We start from the raw sequence: 17,663 nt of genomic DNA on the forward strand, positions 1-17,663 counted from the left end.
TTTTCCAAAAAGGGGGGAAGTCATTGAAAACCGACGTTGAAATCGCAAGAGAAGCTCAACTAGAAAATATTGAAGATATTGCTAAGGGACTAGGCTTAACAAGAGATTCTTTAATTGAATACGGCAAGCATATGGCCAAGATATCCAAAGAAACTTTAGACCAATGCCAAGAAAAAGAGGATGGAAAACTGGTCCTTGTAACGGCCATTAACCCAACTCCAGCTGGAGAAGGAAAAACAACTACAAATATTGGTCTTGCCATGGCCCTTTCTCAAAGAGGGAAGAAAGCCATCACAGCCTTAAGAGAACCCAGCTTGGGACCAGTTTTTGGCATCAAGGGAGGAGCCTGTGGTGGGGGCTATGCTCAAGTTTTACCCATGGAAAACATCAACCTCCACTTCACTGGAGACTTCCATGCCATCACCAGTGCCCACAACTTAATTTCCGCAAGTATTGATAACCATATCCACCAAGGCAATGCTCTAAATATTGACTTGAGAAAAATTATTTGGAAAAGAGTCATGGATATGAATGACCGGGCCTTAAGACAAATTGTTGTAGGTCTTGGATCAGAAAAAAATGGCTTCCCAAGAGAAGACGGCTTTGATATTACCGTTGCATCTGAAATTATGGCCATCTTGTGCCTATCCCATGATTTAATGGACTTTAAGGAAAAAGTGGCTAAAATTACAGTGGCCTATACAGTGGATGACCAACCGGTTACTGTTGCGGACTTAAAAGTCCAAGGTGCAGTGGCTATGTTGATGAAGGATGCCCTTTTGCCTAACCTGGTTCAAACTATTGAAAATACACCAGCCATTATTCATGGAGGCCCCTTTGCCAATATAGCCCATGGTTGCAACTCTTTAATTGCAACAAAAACAGCCTTAAAACTGGCAGACATTACTGTTACAGAGGCAGGTTTTGGTGCAGACCTAGGTGCTGAAAAGTTTCTAGATATCAAATGTCCTGTTGGAGGCTTAAAACCTGATTGTGTAGTTCTTGTAGCTACAATTCGAGCTTTAAAATACAATGGAGGTTTAGCAAAATCTGACTTAGGCCAAGAAAACATCCAAGCCTTAAAAGATGGGGTCGTTAATTTAAAACGGCACATAAGCAATTTAAAGAAATATCAACTTCCCTTGGTTGTTTGTATTAATACCTTCCCAACAGATACAGAAAAAGAATTAGAAACTTTGGAAAATATATTGAAAGAAGAAGGCGTTGCCTACGCTAGGTCTACTTGCTTTGCCCAAGGAGGCCAAGGAGCCTTAGACTTGGCAGACAGAGTCTTGGAAGCCCTGGATAAGGAGTCAAACTTTCAACCCCTTTTAAGGGAAGACATGGACCTGGAAGAAAAACTACTTTGCCTAGCAAGAGAAATTTATGGGGCCAAGGATGTAATTTACTCAGACCAGGCTAAAAGACAAATGGAAAGAATCCGCAAGGAAGGTCTGGACCATCTACCAGTTTGTGTGGCAAAGACCCAATATTCTTTCTCTGATGACCCTAACAAATTAGGAGCTCCAACAGATTTTAACCTAACTGTTCGTGAACTCATTGCTGAAACCGGGGCCAACTTTATTGTGGCAAAAACTGGAGATATTATGACCATGCCCGGTTTATCCAAGGATCCAGCAGCCAACCATATGGATATAGATAAAAATGGAACAATTACAGGACTATTTTAAGGAGTGAATATGGCATATCAATCAAAAATAAAATCGGAAAATACAGATGCTCTTTTTGATGCAATTCTAAGTTTAAAAAATAAGGAAGAATGCTATCGGTTTTTTGAAGACATCTGCACAGTAAAGGAACTACAATCCATAGCCCAAAGGTTAGAGGTTGTAAAACTCTTGGTATCTAAAAAAACCTACCATGACATCGAACAGGAAACAGGTGCTAGCACAGCGACCATTAGTCGGATTAACCGTGCCTTAAATTATGGGGCAGATGGATATAAGCTAGTTTTAGAAAGATTGGACTATATAAAATAAAAGAGTAGTTAAAAATATCCCCGAATCCTTAGGATTCGGGGATATTTTTAACTATGGATTAAGATTTGAATAAAAAGCTAGAGTCTTAACTTTGTCGAGTCAAAGACTTAGGAATATTTTGTCCTGAGACGTGGACTGTTTTAAAGTTTGTATAATGGACTAGGCCCAGCTTATTTGAGGGATGTCTTTTGATATATTTCTTTAGGGTATAGTCAACATCTACGTGCTTAGACCCTCTAAGCTTACTAAAATAGGCAGCTAGTCCGGCGGCAGCCAGCATGTCTTCATTTTTAAACTCTTGTCCATTGGACTTTAAAAGAACATGAGAGCCGGGATTATTCCGAATATGGAACCATAAGTCATCCTTGTTGGCAATCTTAAAGGTAATTTCATCATTTTGGCGGTTATTTTTTCCTACATAAATCAGGGCTGTTTTACTTTGAAAAACCATGGGATTAGAGGACTTATTTTTATTCTTTTTATTTTTTCGAGATTTTTGTCCTGAAATTAATCGGTAGGAATCCTTGATTTCGTCCAGGTCTCTAGGATTTTCGGCCCAATCAATTTGTAGGGAAATTTCCTCATAGGCTTGAATTTTTTCTAAAGTTTCCTGGATTTGATCCTTTAAAATACTGGCAGCATGCTTTAATTTTTGGTAGCGTTTATACATTTTGTTGGCATTTTGTGCAGGGGACAATTTAATGTCCAAAGGAATCTTGATGGTTTTAAGGTCTGGGTCATAAAAGTTTTCAGTCAAGAGTTCTTTTTGACCGGCTTCAATGGCATGAAGGTTGGCAGAAATTAAGTCTCCATAGACCTTATATTTTTCTCGATTTTGGGCAGCATCTAACTCATTCCTAAGCTTACCCAATTTTGAATAGTCCCGGTTGAGTTGAATCTTTAAATTTTTTCTTAGATCAGCTGACTTTTGTTGAATCAGGTCTTTTTCAGCTCTTTGGGTATAGACATTTTCCAAAAGTTCTGAAGGCGAGTCATAAACTTGACTTCCAGGACCATACATGGTTAAGGGAAGGTTGGAAAAATCAAGAATTTTTTCGTCTTCCAGGTCTTCATAGATAGCAAAGAGATAGTTTTTCTTCTTTACTTCTTGGAAAAAATCGTAGGCTAGCTTTAGAAGCTTTTCTTGGTCTTCTGAATCTAGGGCTGATTTAGGTAAGGCTTCATCAAGACCTGCTCGGAAGTTAATCTCCCGAGTCAGGGTTTTTGAAATTCCCATATAGTTTGTAATTAAAAATTGTTGAAAAGTCTTATTTTCTGGAGATTCCAAGTAGGCCTTGGCAAAGTCCTGGCAACTTTCGTCCAGGATGGATTTTTTTTGGTTGATGACATCAGACGAATAGATTTTTCCAGGCAAGACTTCTCGGACAGAACTCATGCTGGACCCTACCTTGGTAAGGCAATCAATAATTTGGCGACTGTCTGTGTCAATTAGGATAATATTGGAATATTTTCCCATAATTTCAACGATTAAGGATAGTTTTACGCTATCTCCTAATTCGTTATAGCCTTCAAAGACAAATTCAGCAATCCGGTCTTGGCCAATTTGCTTGACCTGGATGAGTTTGGATCCTTGGAGGTGCTTTCTCAAGACCATACAAAAGAGAGGGGGCTGCATGGGATTTTCCAGTTTATTTTTTGTTAAATACATTCTAGGGTGGTTTGAAGACACACTAATCAAGAGAGTTTCGTTAACTTGAGTCTTACGAAAGCTCATAAAAAGTTCATGGTGGGTTGGTAGGTGAATCTTATCTACTCGGCTAGAAAGTAAGTGTTTATTTAATTCTTCAACGACGCTTTTGAGCATCATTCCATCATATGACATAGTAATTCCTCCTTTGCATATTATAACATAGCTGGCAGGCGAAGAAAATTTTCCTGGAAGAAGACTTAAATTTATAGAAAGGAGACAGGAAAAGAGGCAAGGATTTGAAAGAATTTCGTCTAATTTCCACTATTTATTCGTCTTCCGTGTTATAATGAAAAGAAAGTATTGTGGAGATAGAGGGCGTGTCTTTCAAAGGAAGGCAAAATATGCACTTATTTGGAGGCAGCCTGTCGAAAATACACAGAATTTGATAAGGATGGTGGAGGACAGGAATGTCAAAAGGTTTTTTACTTGTATTATCTGGGCCAAGTGGGTCTGGCAAGGGCACAGTCAGTGCAGCTTTGATGGAGAAAAACAAAGAAATTAAGTATTCGACTTCTGTGACGACCAGGACACCCAGGCCGGGTGAAGTCAATGGTGAGAACTACTTTTTTGCCACAATGGAAGAATTCGAAAAGATGGTTGAAAATGATGAATTACTGGAACATGCCCATGTTCATACAAATTATTATGGCACACCTAAAGAGTTTGTTTTCAATCAAATCAATCAAGGTGAAATTGTACTTTTAGAAATTGATGTACAAGGGGCCCTTCAAGTAAAGGACAAGTATAAGGAAGCAGTCTTCATCTTTTTACTACCACCGTCTATGGATGAGTTGCTTGACCGGATCCGTAAGAGGGGGACCGAGACAGAAGAAGACATTGAAACAAGATTTTCCAATGCTTTTAAAGAATTGGATTTTGTTGGAGAATATGATTATTTTGTTGTCAATGACTCTGTGGACCAAGCCGCTAAAGATATTGAATCGATTATTGCAGCAGAAAAGCTTAGAGTTAAAAGACATTCAAATATTAAAAAGATTATGATGAAGGGAAGGAAGGATTCATTTGAACATTCCAAGTTTTAAAACCATTGATGAAATAACCGATAGTCGCTACGCTCTTGTGATGCTTGTTTCCAAACGCTCTAGAGAACTAGTGGATGGGAAAGATGCCTTAATAGATACAGACTTGAAAAAACCGGTATCTATTGCCATTCAAGAAGCTGTGGAAGGGGCGATTACTTTTGCTACAGAAGAAGAACATCTGGCTCAATTAGAGCTTGAAAGGCAAAAAGAACTGGAAGAACAACTATTACTAGAAGCTGAGATGGAAAAGGAAGCTGAAGAGATTGAAGAATAAGAAAATCTTAATTGGTGTCACAGGTGGGATTGCGGTTTATAAGGTCGTAGACCTCATTAGCCGTTTAAAAAAACAAGGGGCTGAAGTTAAGGTTATTATGACAGAACATGCAACACAATTTGTCACACCATTGACTTTCCAAACTCTTTCAAAAAATGTAGTCTATACCGACATGTTTGCCAGCCTAAGCAACATGGATGTGGAACATATCAGCCTGGCTAAATGGGCAGACTTAATCCTCATTGCACCGGCTACAGCCAACACCATTGCCAAGATTGACTTGGGCCTGGCGGATAATATGCTTACAACCGTACTATTAGCCAAGCGGTCTCCTGTAATGATTGCGCCAGCCATGAATACCTATATGTTGGAACACAAGGCTACTCAAGACCATTTAAAAAATTTAGAAAAAAATGGCTACATTATTTTACCTTGTGACCAAGGAGTTTTGGCTTGTGGAGATGCAGGAAGTGGTAAACTTTTAGCCCCTGAAAAAATATTAGAAGCCATCCAAGACCACTTTACAGTCAAAGACTTGGAAGGAGTGGATATTGTAGTAACAGCAGGAGGCACAAGAGAACCCATCGACCCAGTTCGCTATATTGGGAACCGGTCTTCCGGTAAAATGGGCTATGCCATTGCAGAAGTGGCCAAAAAAAGAGGGGCTCAGGTCCACTTGATTTCGGCAAATGCCTCTCTTCCTGTACCAGAAGGAATAGACTATATTCCTATTGAAACGACCGAAGAACTCTACCAGGAAGCCAGCAGATTATTTGATAACTGCGATGTCTATATTTCCCCAGCAGCACCGGCAGACTATCGACCCAAAGAGCGCTTTGATCAAAAAATCAAGCATAAAGATCAGAAAGAATTAAGTATAGACCTAATCTCTAATCCGGACATTATTAAAAACCTGTCCAAGAGGAAAAAGAAACAAATTATGGTAGCTTTTGCAGCAGAAAGTCAAAACCTAGTAGAGCATGCAAAAGAAAAGCTAGAGTCTAAAAATGTAGATTTTATCGTGGCCAATAATATTAAAAAGAAAGATGCAGGCTTTGCCACAGACACTAATATTGTCACTATTATTGATAAGGAATCTGCTATAGACTATGCCAAACAGACAAAAAAGGATTTGGCAGAAATTATTTTAAACAAAATCGTAAAGTTGTTAGGATGAGCTAGAGGAATCTAGCTCTTTTTATCGGAGGACTTGTGTATATTAATGTTTGTGTTCAACAAAACTTTATAGGATTTGACCAAGTCTACACCTATTCCACTAAGCTGGATAAAAAGGATCTTTTTGTTGGCCAAAGAGTCAAAGTTCCCTTTGGTAAAAAGATTTTAATGGGGATTATTCTAGCCATTGATGTTGAAAACACCTCAGGCTTTGAAGCTAAAGAAATGCTAGGGACTTTGGAAGACCAAGTCTTTCTTCCTCAAGATCTAATGGTCCTGGCTGAAAAAATGTCTGAAAGATATTTTATTGGCCCTTTTACTAGCTTGGCCTATATCCTACCTCCCAGTAATGGACAGGGAATTTTTTTTGACCAGGGGAAATTTAAGGTTGAAAACTTACCTGACCTAAACCGATATGGCTACTTACAGGGCCAGGGGAAAAATCCATCCCAAGAAAAGGTCTTAGACCTTTTAAAGAGTCAGGGTCCCTTGTTGAGGTCAGAAATTTTAGACCGGTTAGATGTCAGCGCCTCTCCCATTCAAACCTTGATTAAAAATGGAGTTATCGGTCCAGTTAAAGAAGAAAAAAATTGTCAGCCCCCGCAAATGTTGACTCCAGACCAAGAAAGAGCCTACCAAGAATTTTACCAAGACCAGAAGCTGGAGACCCTACTTTTTGGAGTCACCGGCAGTGGGAAAACTGAGCTATACCTTCATTGGGCCCAAGATTGCATTGAAAGAGGCCAAAGGGTCTTGATTATCCTTCCTGAAATTGCCCTGACACCTCAAATGGTGGAAAGAGTCCAGGCCAGGTTTGGGTCTAGAACCAGTGTTATGCATTCCAAGTTAACAGATAGTCAAAGGAAGCTGGAATGGACTAGGATGCGAAATGGCCAGGTGGATATTCTTGTTGGGGCCAGGTCGGGAATCTTTGCCCCCATGGAAAATCTAGGATTAATAATCCTGGACGAAGAGCAGGAATCCTCCTACCAATACCATCAATCCCTCCGCTATGATGTGAGAGAGGTGGCTAAAATGCGGTCTGAAATTACAGGTGCCCGATTAGTTTATGGGTCGGCTACTCCTGAAGTTTCCCTATTTTATCAGGCCCAAGAGGGTGATATAAAGCTTATCCAGCTAAAAAATCGAATCATGGACCGGCCTCTGGCTAGGGTTCATCTTGTGGATATGCGAGAAGAGCTTTCTACGGGCAACCTCTCCATTTTAAGTAACGTCTTACATCAAAAAATCCAAAAGACCCTAAGTCAAGGCAAGCAAGTTATTTTATTTTTAAATCGAAGGGGATATTCAAATTTCGTCTCCTGTAGGCATTGTGGAACGGCTATTAGATGTGATTCTTGTGATATTTCCATGAACTACCATAAAACCATCCACAGGTTAAGATGCCACTATTGTGGGTCTACAAAACCCCTGCCAAAGACTTGCCCTGTTTGTGGGTCAAAACTTATTAAGCCTTTTGGTGTTGGGACTCAGCAGGTAGAAGAGTTGGTAAAAAGTTTATTTCCTCAAGCCAGAGTTCACCGGATGGACAGGGATACAACCAACAAGAAAGAAAGCTATTTTTCTCTCTATGAGGATATGAAAAATAGGAAAATTGATATTTTGATTGGGACTCAAATGTTGGCCAAGGGCCTAGATTTTGAACATGTAACCTTGGTGGGGATTTTGGCGGCTGACACATCTTTATTTCTATCAGACTACAAGGCTCAAGAACAATGTTATGCCCTCTTGACCCAAGTTTCTGGGCGTTCAGGAAGGGGGAAAGACCCTGGAGAGGTGGTTCTTCAAACCTATAATCCTGATAACTATGCTATAAAGACTGCCTGTCAGGGCGACTATAAAGATTTTTATAACATGGAAATTAAGCAAAGACAGGCCTATGACTACCCTCCCTTTAAAAAGCTCATTAGTGTCCAGCTAACGGGGCCAGATAAGGAAGAGGTCTATGAGGCAACAAAGAATTTTTACAGGGATTTAACAAGATCCATCCGGACCTTAGATGTTGTAGGAACAAAAATTATTGAAAATCCCAAAATTAAAAACAAATATACTTTTAAGTTTCAGATAAAATCTAACAAAGCTGACCTAGCCTTGTTAAGAAAATCTCTGAAATGGGTATTTAAGAAGTATATGAAAGAAAGTAAGGGTAAAATTTATATAGATATTATTTTTGAGAGGTGATTAAATGGCCATAAGACAAGTAAGGATAGATGGAGACCCCTTATTAAGAAAAAAATCAAGGGAAGTAAAGGAAGTCAATGACCACATCCGTCAATTGATTGATGACTTGTTTGATACCATGTATGAAGAGGAAGGAGTAGGAATTGCAGCTCCTCAAGTCGGTGTCTTACGACGGGTTTTCGTTGTGGATGACAGAGAAGGAAATAAATTGGCCTTGATTAATCCTGTTTTGGAATTAGCTGGGGAAGAAGTCATGGCTTATGAAGCCTGCTTATCCGTTCCGGAAAGACAAGGCACTGTCAGCCGTAAAAAACAAGTTAAGGTTCGTTTTTTAGACCAAGATGGGCAAGAACAAGTTTTAGAAACAGAAGAATTTTTAGGACGGATTATTCAACATGAATATGACCACTTGGATGGAATCTTATATACAGATCGAGCCAGCAGAGTCTATACCATGGAAGAAATTGAAGCCATGCAAAAAGAAGCAGAAGGAGAAGGGCTAGAGGAGGAAGAGCTTTGAAAATTGTTTTTTTCGGGACACCTGACTTTGCCTGTCCAGCCCTAGAAAGTCTTCATGAATCCCATGAAGTTTCTCTGGTTATAACCCAACCTGATGCACCGGCAGGTCGAGGAAAAAAATTAAAACAATCAGCCCTTGGAAACTTGGCAGAACAATTAGGTCTTCCCCTGATTAAACCCCAAAGTTTAAAAGAACAGGAAATCCTGGACCTTTTAAGAGACCAAGAAGCAGACCTATTTGTAGTTGTTGCCTATGGGAAGATTTTATCCCAGGAAGTTTTAGATATTCCCAAGTATGGTTGCTTTAATATCCATGGATCCCTACTCCCAAAATACCGGGGAGCAGCTCCTATTGAAAGAGCCATCCTAGATGGAGAAGAAGAAACTGGGATATCCATTATGAAAATGGGGCCAGGTCTAGACGATGGACCTGTAGCCCTAACAGCCAGTGTAGAAATCGCTGAAAAAACTTCTCTAGAATTAAGAGAGGAGCTAAGTCATCTGGGAGCAAAACTTATTTTAGAGGCAGTAGATTTAATTCAAACAAATCGCTTAGATTTAAAAGACCAAAATGACCAATTGGCCACTTATGCCCATAAGATTAGCAAGGAAGATGGCCAGTTAAATTTAGGGAAAGATAGTGTATTTCAAATGCTTAGAAAAATTCAAGGTATGGATGGTTACAAGGGTGCTTTTTTTACAACAAAAAACGGGAACTACAAGGTTTTTAAGGCCCAAGAATCATCTAGAGAAATCCAGGATCTTCTTCTAGTAGATCAAGACCTCTTTCTCAAGGGGAAAGATGGTTGCATCCAAGTGGAAATAATTCAGGCTCCTGGAAAAAAGAAGATGAATGCCAAGGACTATCTAAGAGGAAATAGCATAAGTTTATAAATTAGAAGGGTTGTGGAAGAAAGATGCCTTATTATTATTTTAATACATCCTATATTCTGTATATTTTACCGGGCTTTTTACTAGCCCTTTATGCCCAGGCCAAGGTCAAATCAGCCTATCAAAAATATGGACAAATTGCCAGTGGATCTAGCTTTAACGGAGCCAGCCTAGCCCGAAAAATTCTAGATGACAATGGCCTTCAAGGAGTGTCTATTCACAGGGTTTCTGGGAATTTGAGTGATTTTTATAACCCTGCAGACAAAACGCTTCATTTGAGTGAGGGGGTTTATAGCCAGTCTTCAGTAGCTGCTTTAGCCGTTGCCGCTCATGAATGTGGCCATGCCATCCAAGACGCAAAGGATTATTTTCCCCTAAAGCTGCGGTCTTACCTAGTACCAGCAGCCCAGTTTGGGTCAAATTTTGCCTTTATCTTATTTTTTGCAGGCTTGGTTTTCAGTCAATTTTTAATGAACTTAGGAATTGCCCTTTATGCCATAGCAGTTTTGTTTACCCTGATAACCCTGCCAGTAGAATACAATGCCAGCCACCGAGCCAAGGACATTTTAGGGGGCCTCTTACCAGGCAATGAAATGCAGGGGGTAAACACGATGCTAGATGCAGCAGCTTTAACCTATGTAGCTAGCTTGGCAACAGCCCTAGGAACCCTTCTTCGGCTCTTGGCCCTAAGTGGAAACAGAAGAGATTGAGATGTTAAGAAATGAAATTTTAAAGGCCCTATTGGCCATTGACTCTGGAGAAGAATCTTTGGAGGATGTCTTAAAGATAGAATTTAAGAATGAAAAGGATGCAGGCCTCTATCGAGAAATCGTAAAGGGGGTTTTTCGTCATAAAATCACCCTGGACTATGCTATTCAATCCTTTATGAACCGGAAGAATCAAAAACTCCACAAGCCTATTGAAATGATTCTTAGAATGGCTTTTTACCAATGGATTTACCTGGACCGGGTTCCGGCTCATGCCATTGTCAATGAGAGTGTAAAGTTAGCTAAAAAAGTTGGTCACAAGGGATCGGTGGGTTTTGTCAATGCTATCTTGAGGAAGGCCACCAAGGAAAAAATCCATCCAGAGGAATGGAAATTTTCTTCTATTGAGGAAGAAATCAGTATTAAATATTCTCTTCCCATGGAATTAACTTCTTATTTAATTAATTCATATGGGGAAGATTGGACCTTGGACTTTGCGCGCCATTCTATAGAAATACCTGCAACAGATTTAAAAGTCAACACATCTAAGATTTCAACAGAAGATTTGATGGAAAGCTTAGCTAAAGAAGGGATTCGGTGCAAAGAAATCCCGGGAGACCTAGATGCCCTAAGGTTAGTAAGGGGAAATATTTTCTCTACCAGGGCCTTTAAGAAGGGGCTTTTTTATGTTCAAGACCTGGCTGCCATGGAAGTGGCCGACTTTGCCTTAAAGGGCCAAGGAAATGGGTTTAAAAAGGCTCTAGATGTCTGTGGTGCCCCAGGAGGTAAGTCTATTGATTTGGCTTTAATAAAACCAGACTTAGAAATTCAATGCTGTGATGTCAGCGTGAAAAAAGTAAAGAGGATCCAAGAGAATATTCAAAGGCTGGACTTAAAAAATATAAGTCCTAAATTAAGAGATGGACAAAGACCCTCAAAAATTGAAAAAGAAGCCTTTGACCTAGTTGTATTGGATGCCCCTTGCTCTGGTTTTGGTCTTTTAAAAAGAAAGCCTGAAATAAAATATAGGAGAACCATAAAAGATATTAATAGCCTTGTGAAATTACAAAAATCCTTATTAGAAGCATCGGCAACCTGCTTAAGGCCTGGAGGAATTTTGGTATATTCCACCTGTACAATAAGTAAGGAAGAAAATGAATACTTAGTGGAAGAATTTTTAAAAAACCGGAAAGATTTTACCCTTGTGGATCAAAAATTTCTTCCCTTAAACCAAGAGACGGATGGATTTAAGATGTTTAAATTGGTGAAAACATGTTAACCTTAAATGAACAAAGACTGGAAGACCTGGAAAAGAGCCTTAAAGATCGAGGTCAGGCAAGTTTTAGAGGACGACAATTGTTTGAATACTTCCATAGACAATTGGGAACAGATATTGCCGATTGTAGCACTCTGCCCAAGAGCCTAAGAGAGGATTTAGGGGATCTACCATTAAGACGTGTGGATATAGCTCATACCTTTGAATCAAAAAAAGACCAAACGAAAAAATTTCTTTTCCGTTTGGAAGACCAAAGGCTTATTGAAGGGGTTTTAATGAAAAACAATTATGGTTATAGCCAATGCATATCAACCCAGGTGGGTTGTCGTATGGGCTGTCATTTTTGTGCTTCGACTAAGAATGGTTTGATAAGAAATTTAAGTCCCTATGAAATGTTGGGGCAAATATATGAAACTACACGAAGATATGGTAAAATTCATAGTATCATCTTGATGGGTAGTGGAGAGCCCCTGGATAATTTAGATAATGTCCTTATTTTTATGGATATTTTAAATAGCCCCTTGGCCTACCCTATGAGTTACCGCAATATGACTCTTTCAACTTGTGGCTTGGTGCCGGGAATTTTAGACTTGGCAAACCAGGACCGAAAGGTCAACCTGGCTCTTTCCTTGCATTCTCCCTTTCAAAAGGTAAGAGAAGGCATGATGCCCATAGCCAAGCACTATGATTTGAAAGAAGTTTTTCAAGCCTTGGACCAATACACAGACCGCTTGGGGCGTAGGGTTTCCTATGAATATACCTTAATTGACGGAGTCAATAATAGGGAAGAGGACTTGAAAGAATTACAAAAATTATTGAAAAACCGTCTCCATCATTTAAACTTGATTCCCTTAAATCCTATAGATGAATATCAGAAAGACCGTCCGGAAAGGGACAAGGTCCTCTATTTCAAAAAAAGGTGTGAGGACATGGGCTTAAATGTAACCATTCGGCGAGAGCAAGGTGGCGATATTAACGCATCTTGCGGGCAGTTGAGACAAAAATTTGAGGAAGAGGAAGGATTATGATAGCATACGGAGCTACGAACGTTGGAAAGGTTCGTAAAAATAATGAAGATGCCTTTAAGATATCGGATAAAGAGAATATCTACTTATTGGCAGACGGCATGGGAGGTCACCTGGGTGGTGAGTTTGCTTCAAGTATGGCCGTACAAGACTTAGAAAAGCTCTTAATTGACGTCAGAAATAAGACGGAAATCAAAGAGGCCATCGAAGAGGTAAACCGAAAAATTTACCAAAAATCCTTAGAGGATGAAAATCTATCCGGTATGGGAACGACTCTATCTATGGTAAAAATCCTTGAAGACCACCTGTATTTTGCCAACATTGGAGATAGTCGGATTTATCGATTGAAAGATGGGAATTTGACCCAGCTTACTATTGATGATTCCTATGTAAACTATCTGTTAGAGGTTGGAGCCATTACTTCGGACCAAGCCAAGGACCATCCAAAAAAAAATGTCCTCTTAAAGGCTTTGGGAACAACTGAGGATATTGAAGTTTTTGTCCAAGAAGTTCAATGGCAAGAAGATGATTTATATTTACTCTGCTCAGATGGCCTGACAAATATGTTGGACGAAGAAGAAATTCAAGAGATACTTTCTTCTCATGAGGCCAAGGAGGCAGTAGATATATTAATTGACAGAGCCCTTGGTCGGGGAGGAAAAGATAACATAACAGTGATTATCTTAACCATAAAAGGAGGTGCCCAATGATCGGTTATACCTTAGCAGACCGCTATGAAATTTTAGAAAAAATTGGTAGTGGAGGTATGGGGGATGTTTATAAGGCCTATGATAAACGTTTAGACCGGATTGTGGCCTTAAAGGTTTTAAAAACTGAATACAACGAGGATGAATCCTTTGTCCGTAAGTTTAGAAGAGAATCTCTAGCAGCAGCTAGTATTTCTCATCCCAATATCGTCAGCATCTATGATGTAGGGTCTGAAATTTTAGAAGGGCAGACCTATTATTATATAGTGATGGAATATATTGACGGTAAGACCTTAAAAGAGGTTATTCAAAAGGAAGGCCCCCTTCCAGTAAAGCAAGCCTTCCACTTTGCTCTACAAATTGCAGAGGCTTTAAAGGTGGCCCACTCCAAACACATTGTCCATCGAGACATTAAGTCCCAAAATATTATGGTGACCAGGGACTATCGGGTCAAGGTGACAGACTTTGGCATTGCCCGGATTGTAGGAAACTCCACTGTAACCATGACAGATTCTGTTATGGGAAGTGTCCACTATTTTTCTCCGGAACAAGCTAGGGGATCTAAAATTGACACCAGGTCAGATATTTATTCTTTGGGAATTGTCCTATTTGAGATGCTGACAGGGGATGTACCCTTTGATGGTGAGAATCCGATTTCTGTAGCCTTAATGCACATTCAAAACCACATGCCTCTTCCTTCAGATATCAATCCCAATGTAGATGTGGCAGTGGATGATATCGTTCGTAGAATGACTATGAAGGATCCCAAAGAAAGAATCCAAAAGGTAGAGGATGTAATTCAAATTTTGAAAGACTACCTCTTAAATCCTAGGGCCCAGCAAAAGAAAGTTAGCCAAATGAAAAGGGGCCAAACCCAACCCTTGAGTCAAACAGAAATACTCCAAGCTCAAAGTCAAGTCGACAATAGACCCCGCCCTGCAAGGAGACCTAATGAATCCAAGAAAGATCCAGAACGTCGGAACAAGAAAAAGTCCAATTTACTGGGGACACTTTTAGGGGTCCTGGTGGCAATCCTGATCTTTGTAGGCATCATCTTTGGAGGCTATAAGTATTTAACCAGGGATAAGTCTACAGACCTTGTCTTGGAAGACTATACCAACCAACCCGTTGCAGAAGTGCAAGAAAAAGTAGAAGCTATGGGACTTCTTTTCGAAATTAGCGAACAAAGAGAAAGCAATGACGTTCCAGCAGGAACTGTTTTGGAACAAAATCCTCCTAAGGGAACCCATATGAACAAGGGAGATACTGTTTATGTAGTGGCTTCTACAGCATCCAGTGAAGTAATTGTTCCTTCAGTTAATGGCCGTAGTTATGATGAAGCTAGGGCCCTGTTGGAAAAATCTGGCTTAACCATTGGCTCTGTGGACTATCAATTTGACAAGGATATTCCTGAAAAGATGGTTATTGGTACAAACCCACAAGCTGGAACTAGTGTCAAAAATGGAAGTTCACTTGTTTTAATCGTCTCCAAGGGAGAGGATGATGAAACAGTTGTCGTTCCAGACCTTAAGGGGAATAGCGTTGAATTAGCCCGGAAGTATTTAGAAGAGGTCGGATTGAAATTAGGTAGTATTGATGAAAAGTCAGATGACAGTGTGGATGTTGGTGAAGTAGTAAAACAAAGCTATGAAGCTGGAACCAAGGTTTCCAAGGGAACGGCTGTCAACCTAATTATCCGCAAGGATAAAGACGATTCCGATAGTCGGGAAAAACCAGAGAACAACAAGCTTAGAAACTTCAAACTCAATGTAAACATTCCAGCTGATGACCAGTCTCACAACTTAACTGTTCAAAGGAAGTCAGAAGATGGTAGCGAAACTGTTGTGGACCGGATGGTGGAAAGTGGACAAGTATCAAATTTAAAATTAAAGGGTAAAAATGGGGATGTTTTTGAAGTTTATGTCGACGGAAATATTGTAAATTCCTATACGGTGGGTCAATGACCAGGGGAAAAATTATCAGGTCTCTAGGGGGCTTTTACACAATAGACTCAGATCTAGGCTGCCTAGAGGCTCGGGCCAAGGGAAATTTTAGGCATTTCGGCTATAAGCCTCTAGTGGGAGATTGGGTTACCATCTCCTTTGATCACAGGGAAGGGGTTGACAACCTAGCCTATATCGAATCTATTGAAGAGAGGAAAAATACCTTGATTCGGCCTCCAGTGGCCAATATTGACCAGGTTCTTTTATGCCTGCCTGTTGAAAATCCCAAGTACAACCTACCCCTTATCGATAACCTGTTAGTTCATTACGCCCTGGAGGGCTTACCTGTTCTTATCTTAATCACTAAGGTGGACTTAAATCCTCAAGAGGCAGAAAAGTTAAAGGAAATTTATACTAAGGCCCACTATCCCTGTTATCTGATGAATTTGACAGAAGAAAGTAGCAAAAAAGACCTAATTCCTCTTCTTAAAGGAAAGACAACAGCCTTGGCAGGGGTTTCAGGGGCTGGAAAATCTACTCTTACCAGCCTCTGTATTAATAAAAAGCTAGAAACTGGAAGAGTCAGTGAAAAAACAAAAAGAGGAAAGCACACTACAAGGCATGTAGAACTCTATCCAGGTCAGGATTTTTATCTTTTAGACACACCAGGTTTTAGTCGCTTGGATATTGAAGCTATCCAGGCAGAGGACTTAGCCCTTTATTTTCCGGAAATGAAAGAAGACTTAGGGCATTGTAAATTTTTGGACTGCAACCATATCAATGAACCAGGTTGTGCCATCAAAGACAAGCTGGCCCAGGGAAAGATTGCCCAATCTCGTTATGAGAATTACTGCAACTTGTTTAAGGAATTAAAAGAAAAGGAGAAGAACAAATGGCGCTAATTGCACCGTCAATCTTATCGGCTAATTTTGCTAATTTAGAAAGGGACTTCGACCTTCTAAACCAAAGTCCTTGTGACTATATTCATATTGATGTCATGGATGGCCACTATGTTAACAATCTGACTTTTGGTCCTCCTGTAATTAGCCATTTAAGACCCTTGACCAAAAAACCCTTTGACGTCCACTTGATGATTGACCGACCAGAAAGAAGCTTAAAGGCCTATAAAGAGGCTGGAGCAGACCTCTTAACCGTTCACACAGATGCTACGATTCACCTTCATAGGACCATTCAAGAGATTAAAGAAATGGGCTTAAAGGCAGGAGTAGCCTTAAACCCGGCCCAAAGTCCAGAAGAAATCAGATACATTTTAAGAGATTTGGACTTGGTTCTTTTAATGAGTGTAAACCCTGGTTTTGGTGGCCAATCCTTTGTACCCCAGGTCTTGGATAAAATCAGAGAGTTAAAGGAAATGAGGACTCAAGGAGGCCACTCCTTTAAAATTGAAGTAGATGGTGGGGTTAAGTTGGACAATGCCAAAGAAGTTCTTGATGCAGGGGCAGATATCTTGGTGGCAGGAAGTGCAGTTTTTAACGCCCAAGATCCTCTTAAACGGATTCAAGAGTTTAAGGACATCCAATGAAGGTCGCTATTGTTTCGGGGGGACAAGCCCCTCCTAAAGACTTTCTTCAAAGATATAAGGATTGGTATATTATTGCGGCAGATTCCGGCGTCCATTGTCTTTTAGAAGCCGGGATAGCTCCCCAGCAAGTTATTGGAGATTTGGATTCTATTGAACTTCAGGATTTAAAAACCCTTGAGGACAAGGGGATTAAGGTTAAGAGTTTCCCTAAGGAAAAAGATGAAACGGATACCCATCTTTGCCTCTTGGAAGCCATCCGCCTACAGGCTGAGTCCATCCATGTCCTTGCTTGCTTTGGTAGACGCTTTGATCAGACCCTGGCCCACTTGGCCTTGCTTGAAATAGCCCATGATTATAAGATAGCTTGTGCCCTAGTAGACCCAGAAAATCAGGTGGAATTTTTAGGTCCAGGTAAATACCAAGTTTCTAAGGGGAATTATAAATACCTAAGTCTAGTTCCTGTAACGGAATCCATTACTGTGAGCTTATACCATATGAAATACCCACTGGAAAGGGGAATTCTCTATCGGAAAAAAAGTCAAGGTATTAGCAATGAGATCTTAGATCAAGAAGGAACCATAAAATTACACAAGGGAAAGGCATACTTAATCCATTCTAATGATAAAAAAAGGTGAGTTCCTGGGAA

The 17,663-nt window shown here is 40.0% G+C and carries 17 protein-coding genes; 16 read left to right on the top strand and 1 reads right to left on the bottom strand.

The genetic code is table 11. The annotated features are described in order from the left end of the window. The first annotated feature begins 23 nt into the window (after positions 1–23). On the top strand, positions 24–1,691 hold the full coding sequence (locus tag CS898_RS09135; protein ID WP_099208896.1) for a formate--tetrahydrofolate ligase: 1,668 nt from the start codon (positions 24–26) through the stop codon (positions 1,689–1,691). A 9-nt stretch (positions 1,692–1,700) separates the two neighbouring features. Further along, a complete protein-coding gene (locus tag CS898_RS09140) occupies positions 1,701–2,000 on the top strand; it encodes a YerC/YecD family TrpR-related protein (RefSeq protein WP_099208897.1) in 300 nt (99 codons plus the stop codon). A gap of 85 nt (positions 2,001–2,085) precedes the next feature. On the opposite strand, the gene CS898_RS09145 is transcribed toward CS898_RS09140, so the two are convergent. Continuing rightward, complete coding sequence (locus CS898_RS09145) at positions 2,086–3,843, bottom strand: Rqc2 family fibronectin-binding protein (protein ID WP_099208898.1); 1,758 nt, start codon at positions 3,841–3,843, stop codon at positions 2,086–2,088. A gap of 275 nt (positions 3,844–4,118) precedes the next feature. Between CS898_RS09145 and gmk the strand changes: the two genes are divergently transcribed. Genes gmk through CS898_RS09215 form a run of 14 tightly spaced genes read left to right on the top strand, consistent with a single transcriptional unit; the run spans position 4,119 to position 17,652 of the window. Next, on the top strand, positions 4,119–4,754 hold the full coding sequence (gene gmk / locus CS898_RS09150; protein ID WP_099208899.1) for a guanylate kinase: 636 nt from the start codon (positions 4,119–4,121) through the stop codon (positions 4,752–4,754). Beyond that, positions 4,735–5,028, top strand: a complete 294-nt coding sequence (rpoZ, locus tag CS898_RS09155; protein ID WP_009431314.1) for a DNA-directed RNA polymerase subunit omega — start codon at positions 4,735–4,737, stop codon at positions 5,026–5,028. Before gmk ends, rpoZ begins: the two co-directional genes overlap by 20 nt. Beyond that, the gene (gene coaBC, locus CS898_RS09160; protein ID WP_234976056.1) at positions 5,018–6,205 is read left to right on the top strand and encodes a bifunctional phosphopantothenoylcysteine decarboxylase/phosphopantothenate--cysteine ligase CoaBC; all 1,188 of its coding nucleotides are present in this window, start codon (positions 5,018–5,020) and stop codon (positions 6,203–6,205) included. Before rpoZ ends, coaBC begins: the two co-directional genes overlap by 11 nt. Before the next feature lie 35 nt (positions 6,206–6,240). Further along, the gene (gene priA / locus CS898_RS09165; RefSeq protein WP_099208901.1) at positions 6,241–8,406 is read left to right on the top strand and encodes a replication restart helicase PriA; all 2,166 of its coding nucleotides are present in this window, start codon (positions 6,241–6,243) and stop codon (positions 8,404–8,406) included. A 4-nt stretch (positions 8,407–8,410) separates the two neighbouring features. Continuing rightward, a complete protein-coding gene (gene def, locus CS898_RS09170; protein ID WP_099208902.1) occupies positions 8,411–8,926 on the top strand; it encodes a peptide deformylase in 516 nt (171 codons plus the stop codon). Next, complete coding sequence (gene fmt, locus CS898_RS09175) at positions 8,923–9,819, top strand: methionyl-tRNA formyltransferase (RefSeq protein ID WP_099208903.1); 897 nt, start codon at positions 8,923–8,925, stop codon at positions 9,817–9,819. The genes def and fmt overlap by 4 nt, the downstream gene beginning before the upstream one ends. A gap of 23 nt (positions 9,820–9,842) precedes the next feature. Next, positions 9,843–10,526: a zinc metallopeptidase gene (locus CS898_RS09180; RefSeq protein ID WP_099208904.1), complete on the top strand. Its 684-nt coding sequence runs from the start codon at positions 9,843–9,845 to the stop codon at positions 10,524–10,526. Further along, positions 10,507–11,802: a 16S rRNA (cytosine(967)-C(5))-methyltransferase RsmB gene (gene rsmB, locus CS898_RS09185; RefSeq protein ID WP_159459159.1), complete on the top strand. Its 1,296-nt coding sequence runs from the start codon at positions 10,507–10,509 to the stop codon at positions 11,800–11,802. Before CS898_RS09180 ends, rsmB begins: the two co-directional genes overlap by 20 nt. After that, a complete protein-coding gene (gene rlmN, locus CS898_RS09190) occupies positions 11,796–12,827 on the top strand; it encodes a dual-specificity RNA methyltransferase RlmN (protein ID WP_009430527.1) in 1,032 nt (343 codons plus the stop codon). Before rsmB ends, rlmN begins: the two co-directional genes overlap by 7 nt. Then, the gene (locus tag CS898_RS09195; RefSeq protein WP_099208906.1) at positions 12,824–13,534 is read left to right on the top strand and encodes a Stp1/IreP family PP2C-type Ser/Thr phosphatase; all 711 of its coding nucleotides are present in this window, start codon (positions 12,824–12,826) and stop codon (positions 13,532–13,534) included. The genes rlmN and CS898_RS09195 overlap by 4 nt, the downstream gene beginning before the upstream one ends. Beyond that, a complete protein-coding gene (gene pknB, locus CS898_RS09200) occupies positions 13,531–15,495 on the top strand; it encodes a Stk1 family PASTA domain-containing Ser/Thr kinase (RefSeq protein WP_099208907.1) in 1,965 nt (654 codons plus the stop codon). The genes CS898_RS09195 and pknB overlap by 4 nt, the downstream gene beginning before the upstream one ends. Further along, a complete protein-coding gene (gene rsgA, locus CS898_RS09205; protein ID WP_099208908.1) occupies positions 15,492–16,376 on the top strand; it encodes a ribosome small subunit-dependent GTPase A in 885 nt (294 codons plus the stop codon). The genes pknB and rsgA overlap by 4 nt, the downstream gene beginning before the upstream one ends. Further along, positions 16,367–17,017, top strand: a complete 651-nt coding sequence (gene rpe / locus CS898_RS09210) for a ribulose-phosphate 3-epimerase (RefSeq protein WP_009431267.1) — start codon at positions 16,367–16,369, stop codon at positions 17,015–17,017. Before rsgA ends, rpe begins: the two co-directional genes overlap by 10 nt. Next, a complete protein-coding gene (locus CS898_RS09215) occupies positions 17,014–17,652 on the top strand; it encodes a thiamine diphosphokinase (RefSeq protein WP_099208909.1) in 639 nt (212 codons plus the stop codon). Before rpe ends, CS898_RS09215 begins: the two co-directional genes overlap by 4 nt. Positions 17,653–17,663 lie beyond the last annotated feature (11 nt).

This window comes from Urinicoccus timonensis, from assembly GCF_900232945.1.
GTDB classification, from domain to species: Bacteria; Bacillota; Clostridia; order Tissierellales; family Peptoniphilaceae; genus Urinicoccus; species Urinicoccus timonensis.

What these genes read in the sequence shown, in the direction of transcription:
- CS898_RS09140 (WP_099208897.1), top strand. Translation starts at nt 1,701, where the DNA reads ATGGCATATCAATCAAAAATAAAATCGGAAAATACAGATGCTCTTTTT.
- CS898_RS09145 (WP_099208898.1), bottom strand. Translation starts at nt 3,843, where the DNA reads ATGTCATATGATGGAATGATGCTCAAAAGCGTCGTTGAAGAATTAAAT.
- gmk (WP_099208899.1), top strand. Translation starts at nt 4,119, where the DNA reads ATGTCAAAAGGTTTTTTACTTGTATTATCTGGGCCAAGTGGGTCTGGC.
- def (WP_099208902.1), top strand. Translation starts at nt 8,411, where the DNA reads ATGGCCATAAGACAAGTAAGGATAGATGGAGACCCCTTATTAAGAAAA.
- CS898_RS09180 (WP_099208904.1), top strand. Translation starts at nt 9,843, where the DNA reads ATGCCTTATTATTATTTTAATACATCCTATATTCTGTATATTTTACCG.
- rlmN (WP_009430527.1), top strand. Translation starts at nt 11,796, where the DNA reads ATGTTAACCTTAAATGAACAAAGACTGGAAGACCTGGAAAAGAGCCTT.
- CS898_RS09195 (WP_099208906.1), top strand. Translation starts at nt 12,824, where the DNA reads ATGATAGCATACGGAGCTACGAACGTTGGAAAGGTTCGTAAAAATAAT.
- pknB (WP_099208907.1), top strand. Translation starts at nt 13,531, where the DNA reads ATGATCGGTTATACCTTAGCAGACCGCTATGAAATTTTAGAAAAAATT.
- rsgA (WP_099208908.1), top strand. Translation starts at nt 15,492, where the DNA reads ATGACCAGGGGAAAAATTATCAGGTCTCTAGGGGGCTTTTACACAATA.
- rpe (WP_009431267.1), top strand. Translation starts at nt 16,367, where the DNA reads ATGGCGCTAATTGCACCGTCAATCTTATCGGCTAATTTTGCTAATTTA.
- CS898_RS09215 (WP_099208909.1), top strand. Translation starts at nt 17,014, where the DNA reads ATGAAGGTCGCTATTGTTTCGGGGGGACAAGCCCCTCCTAAAGACTTT.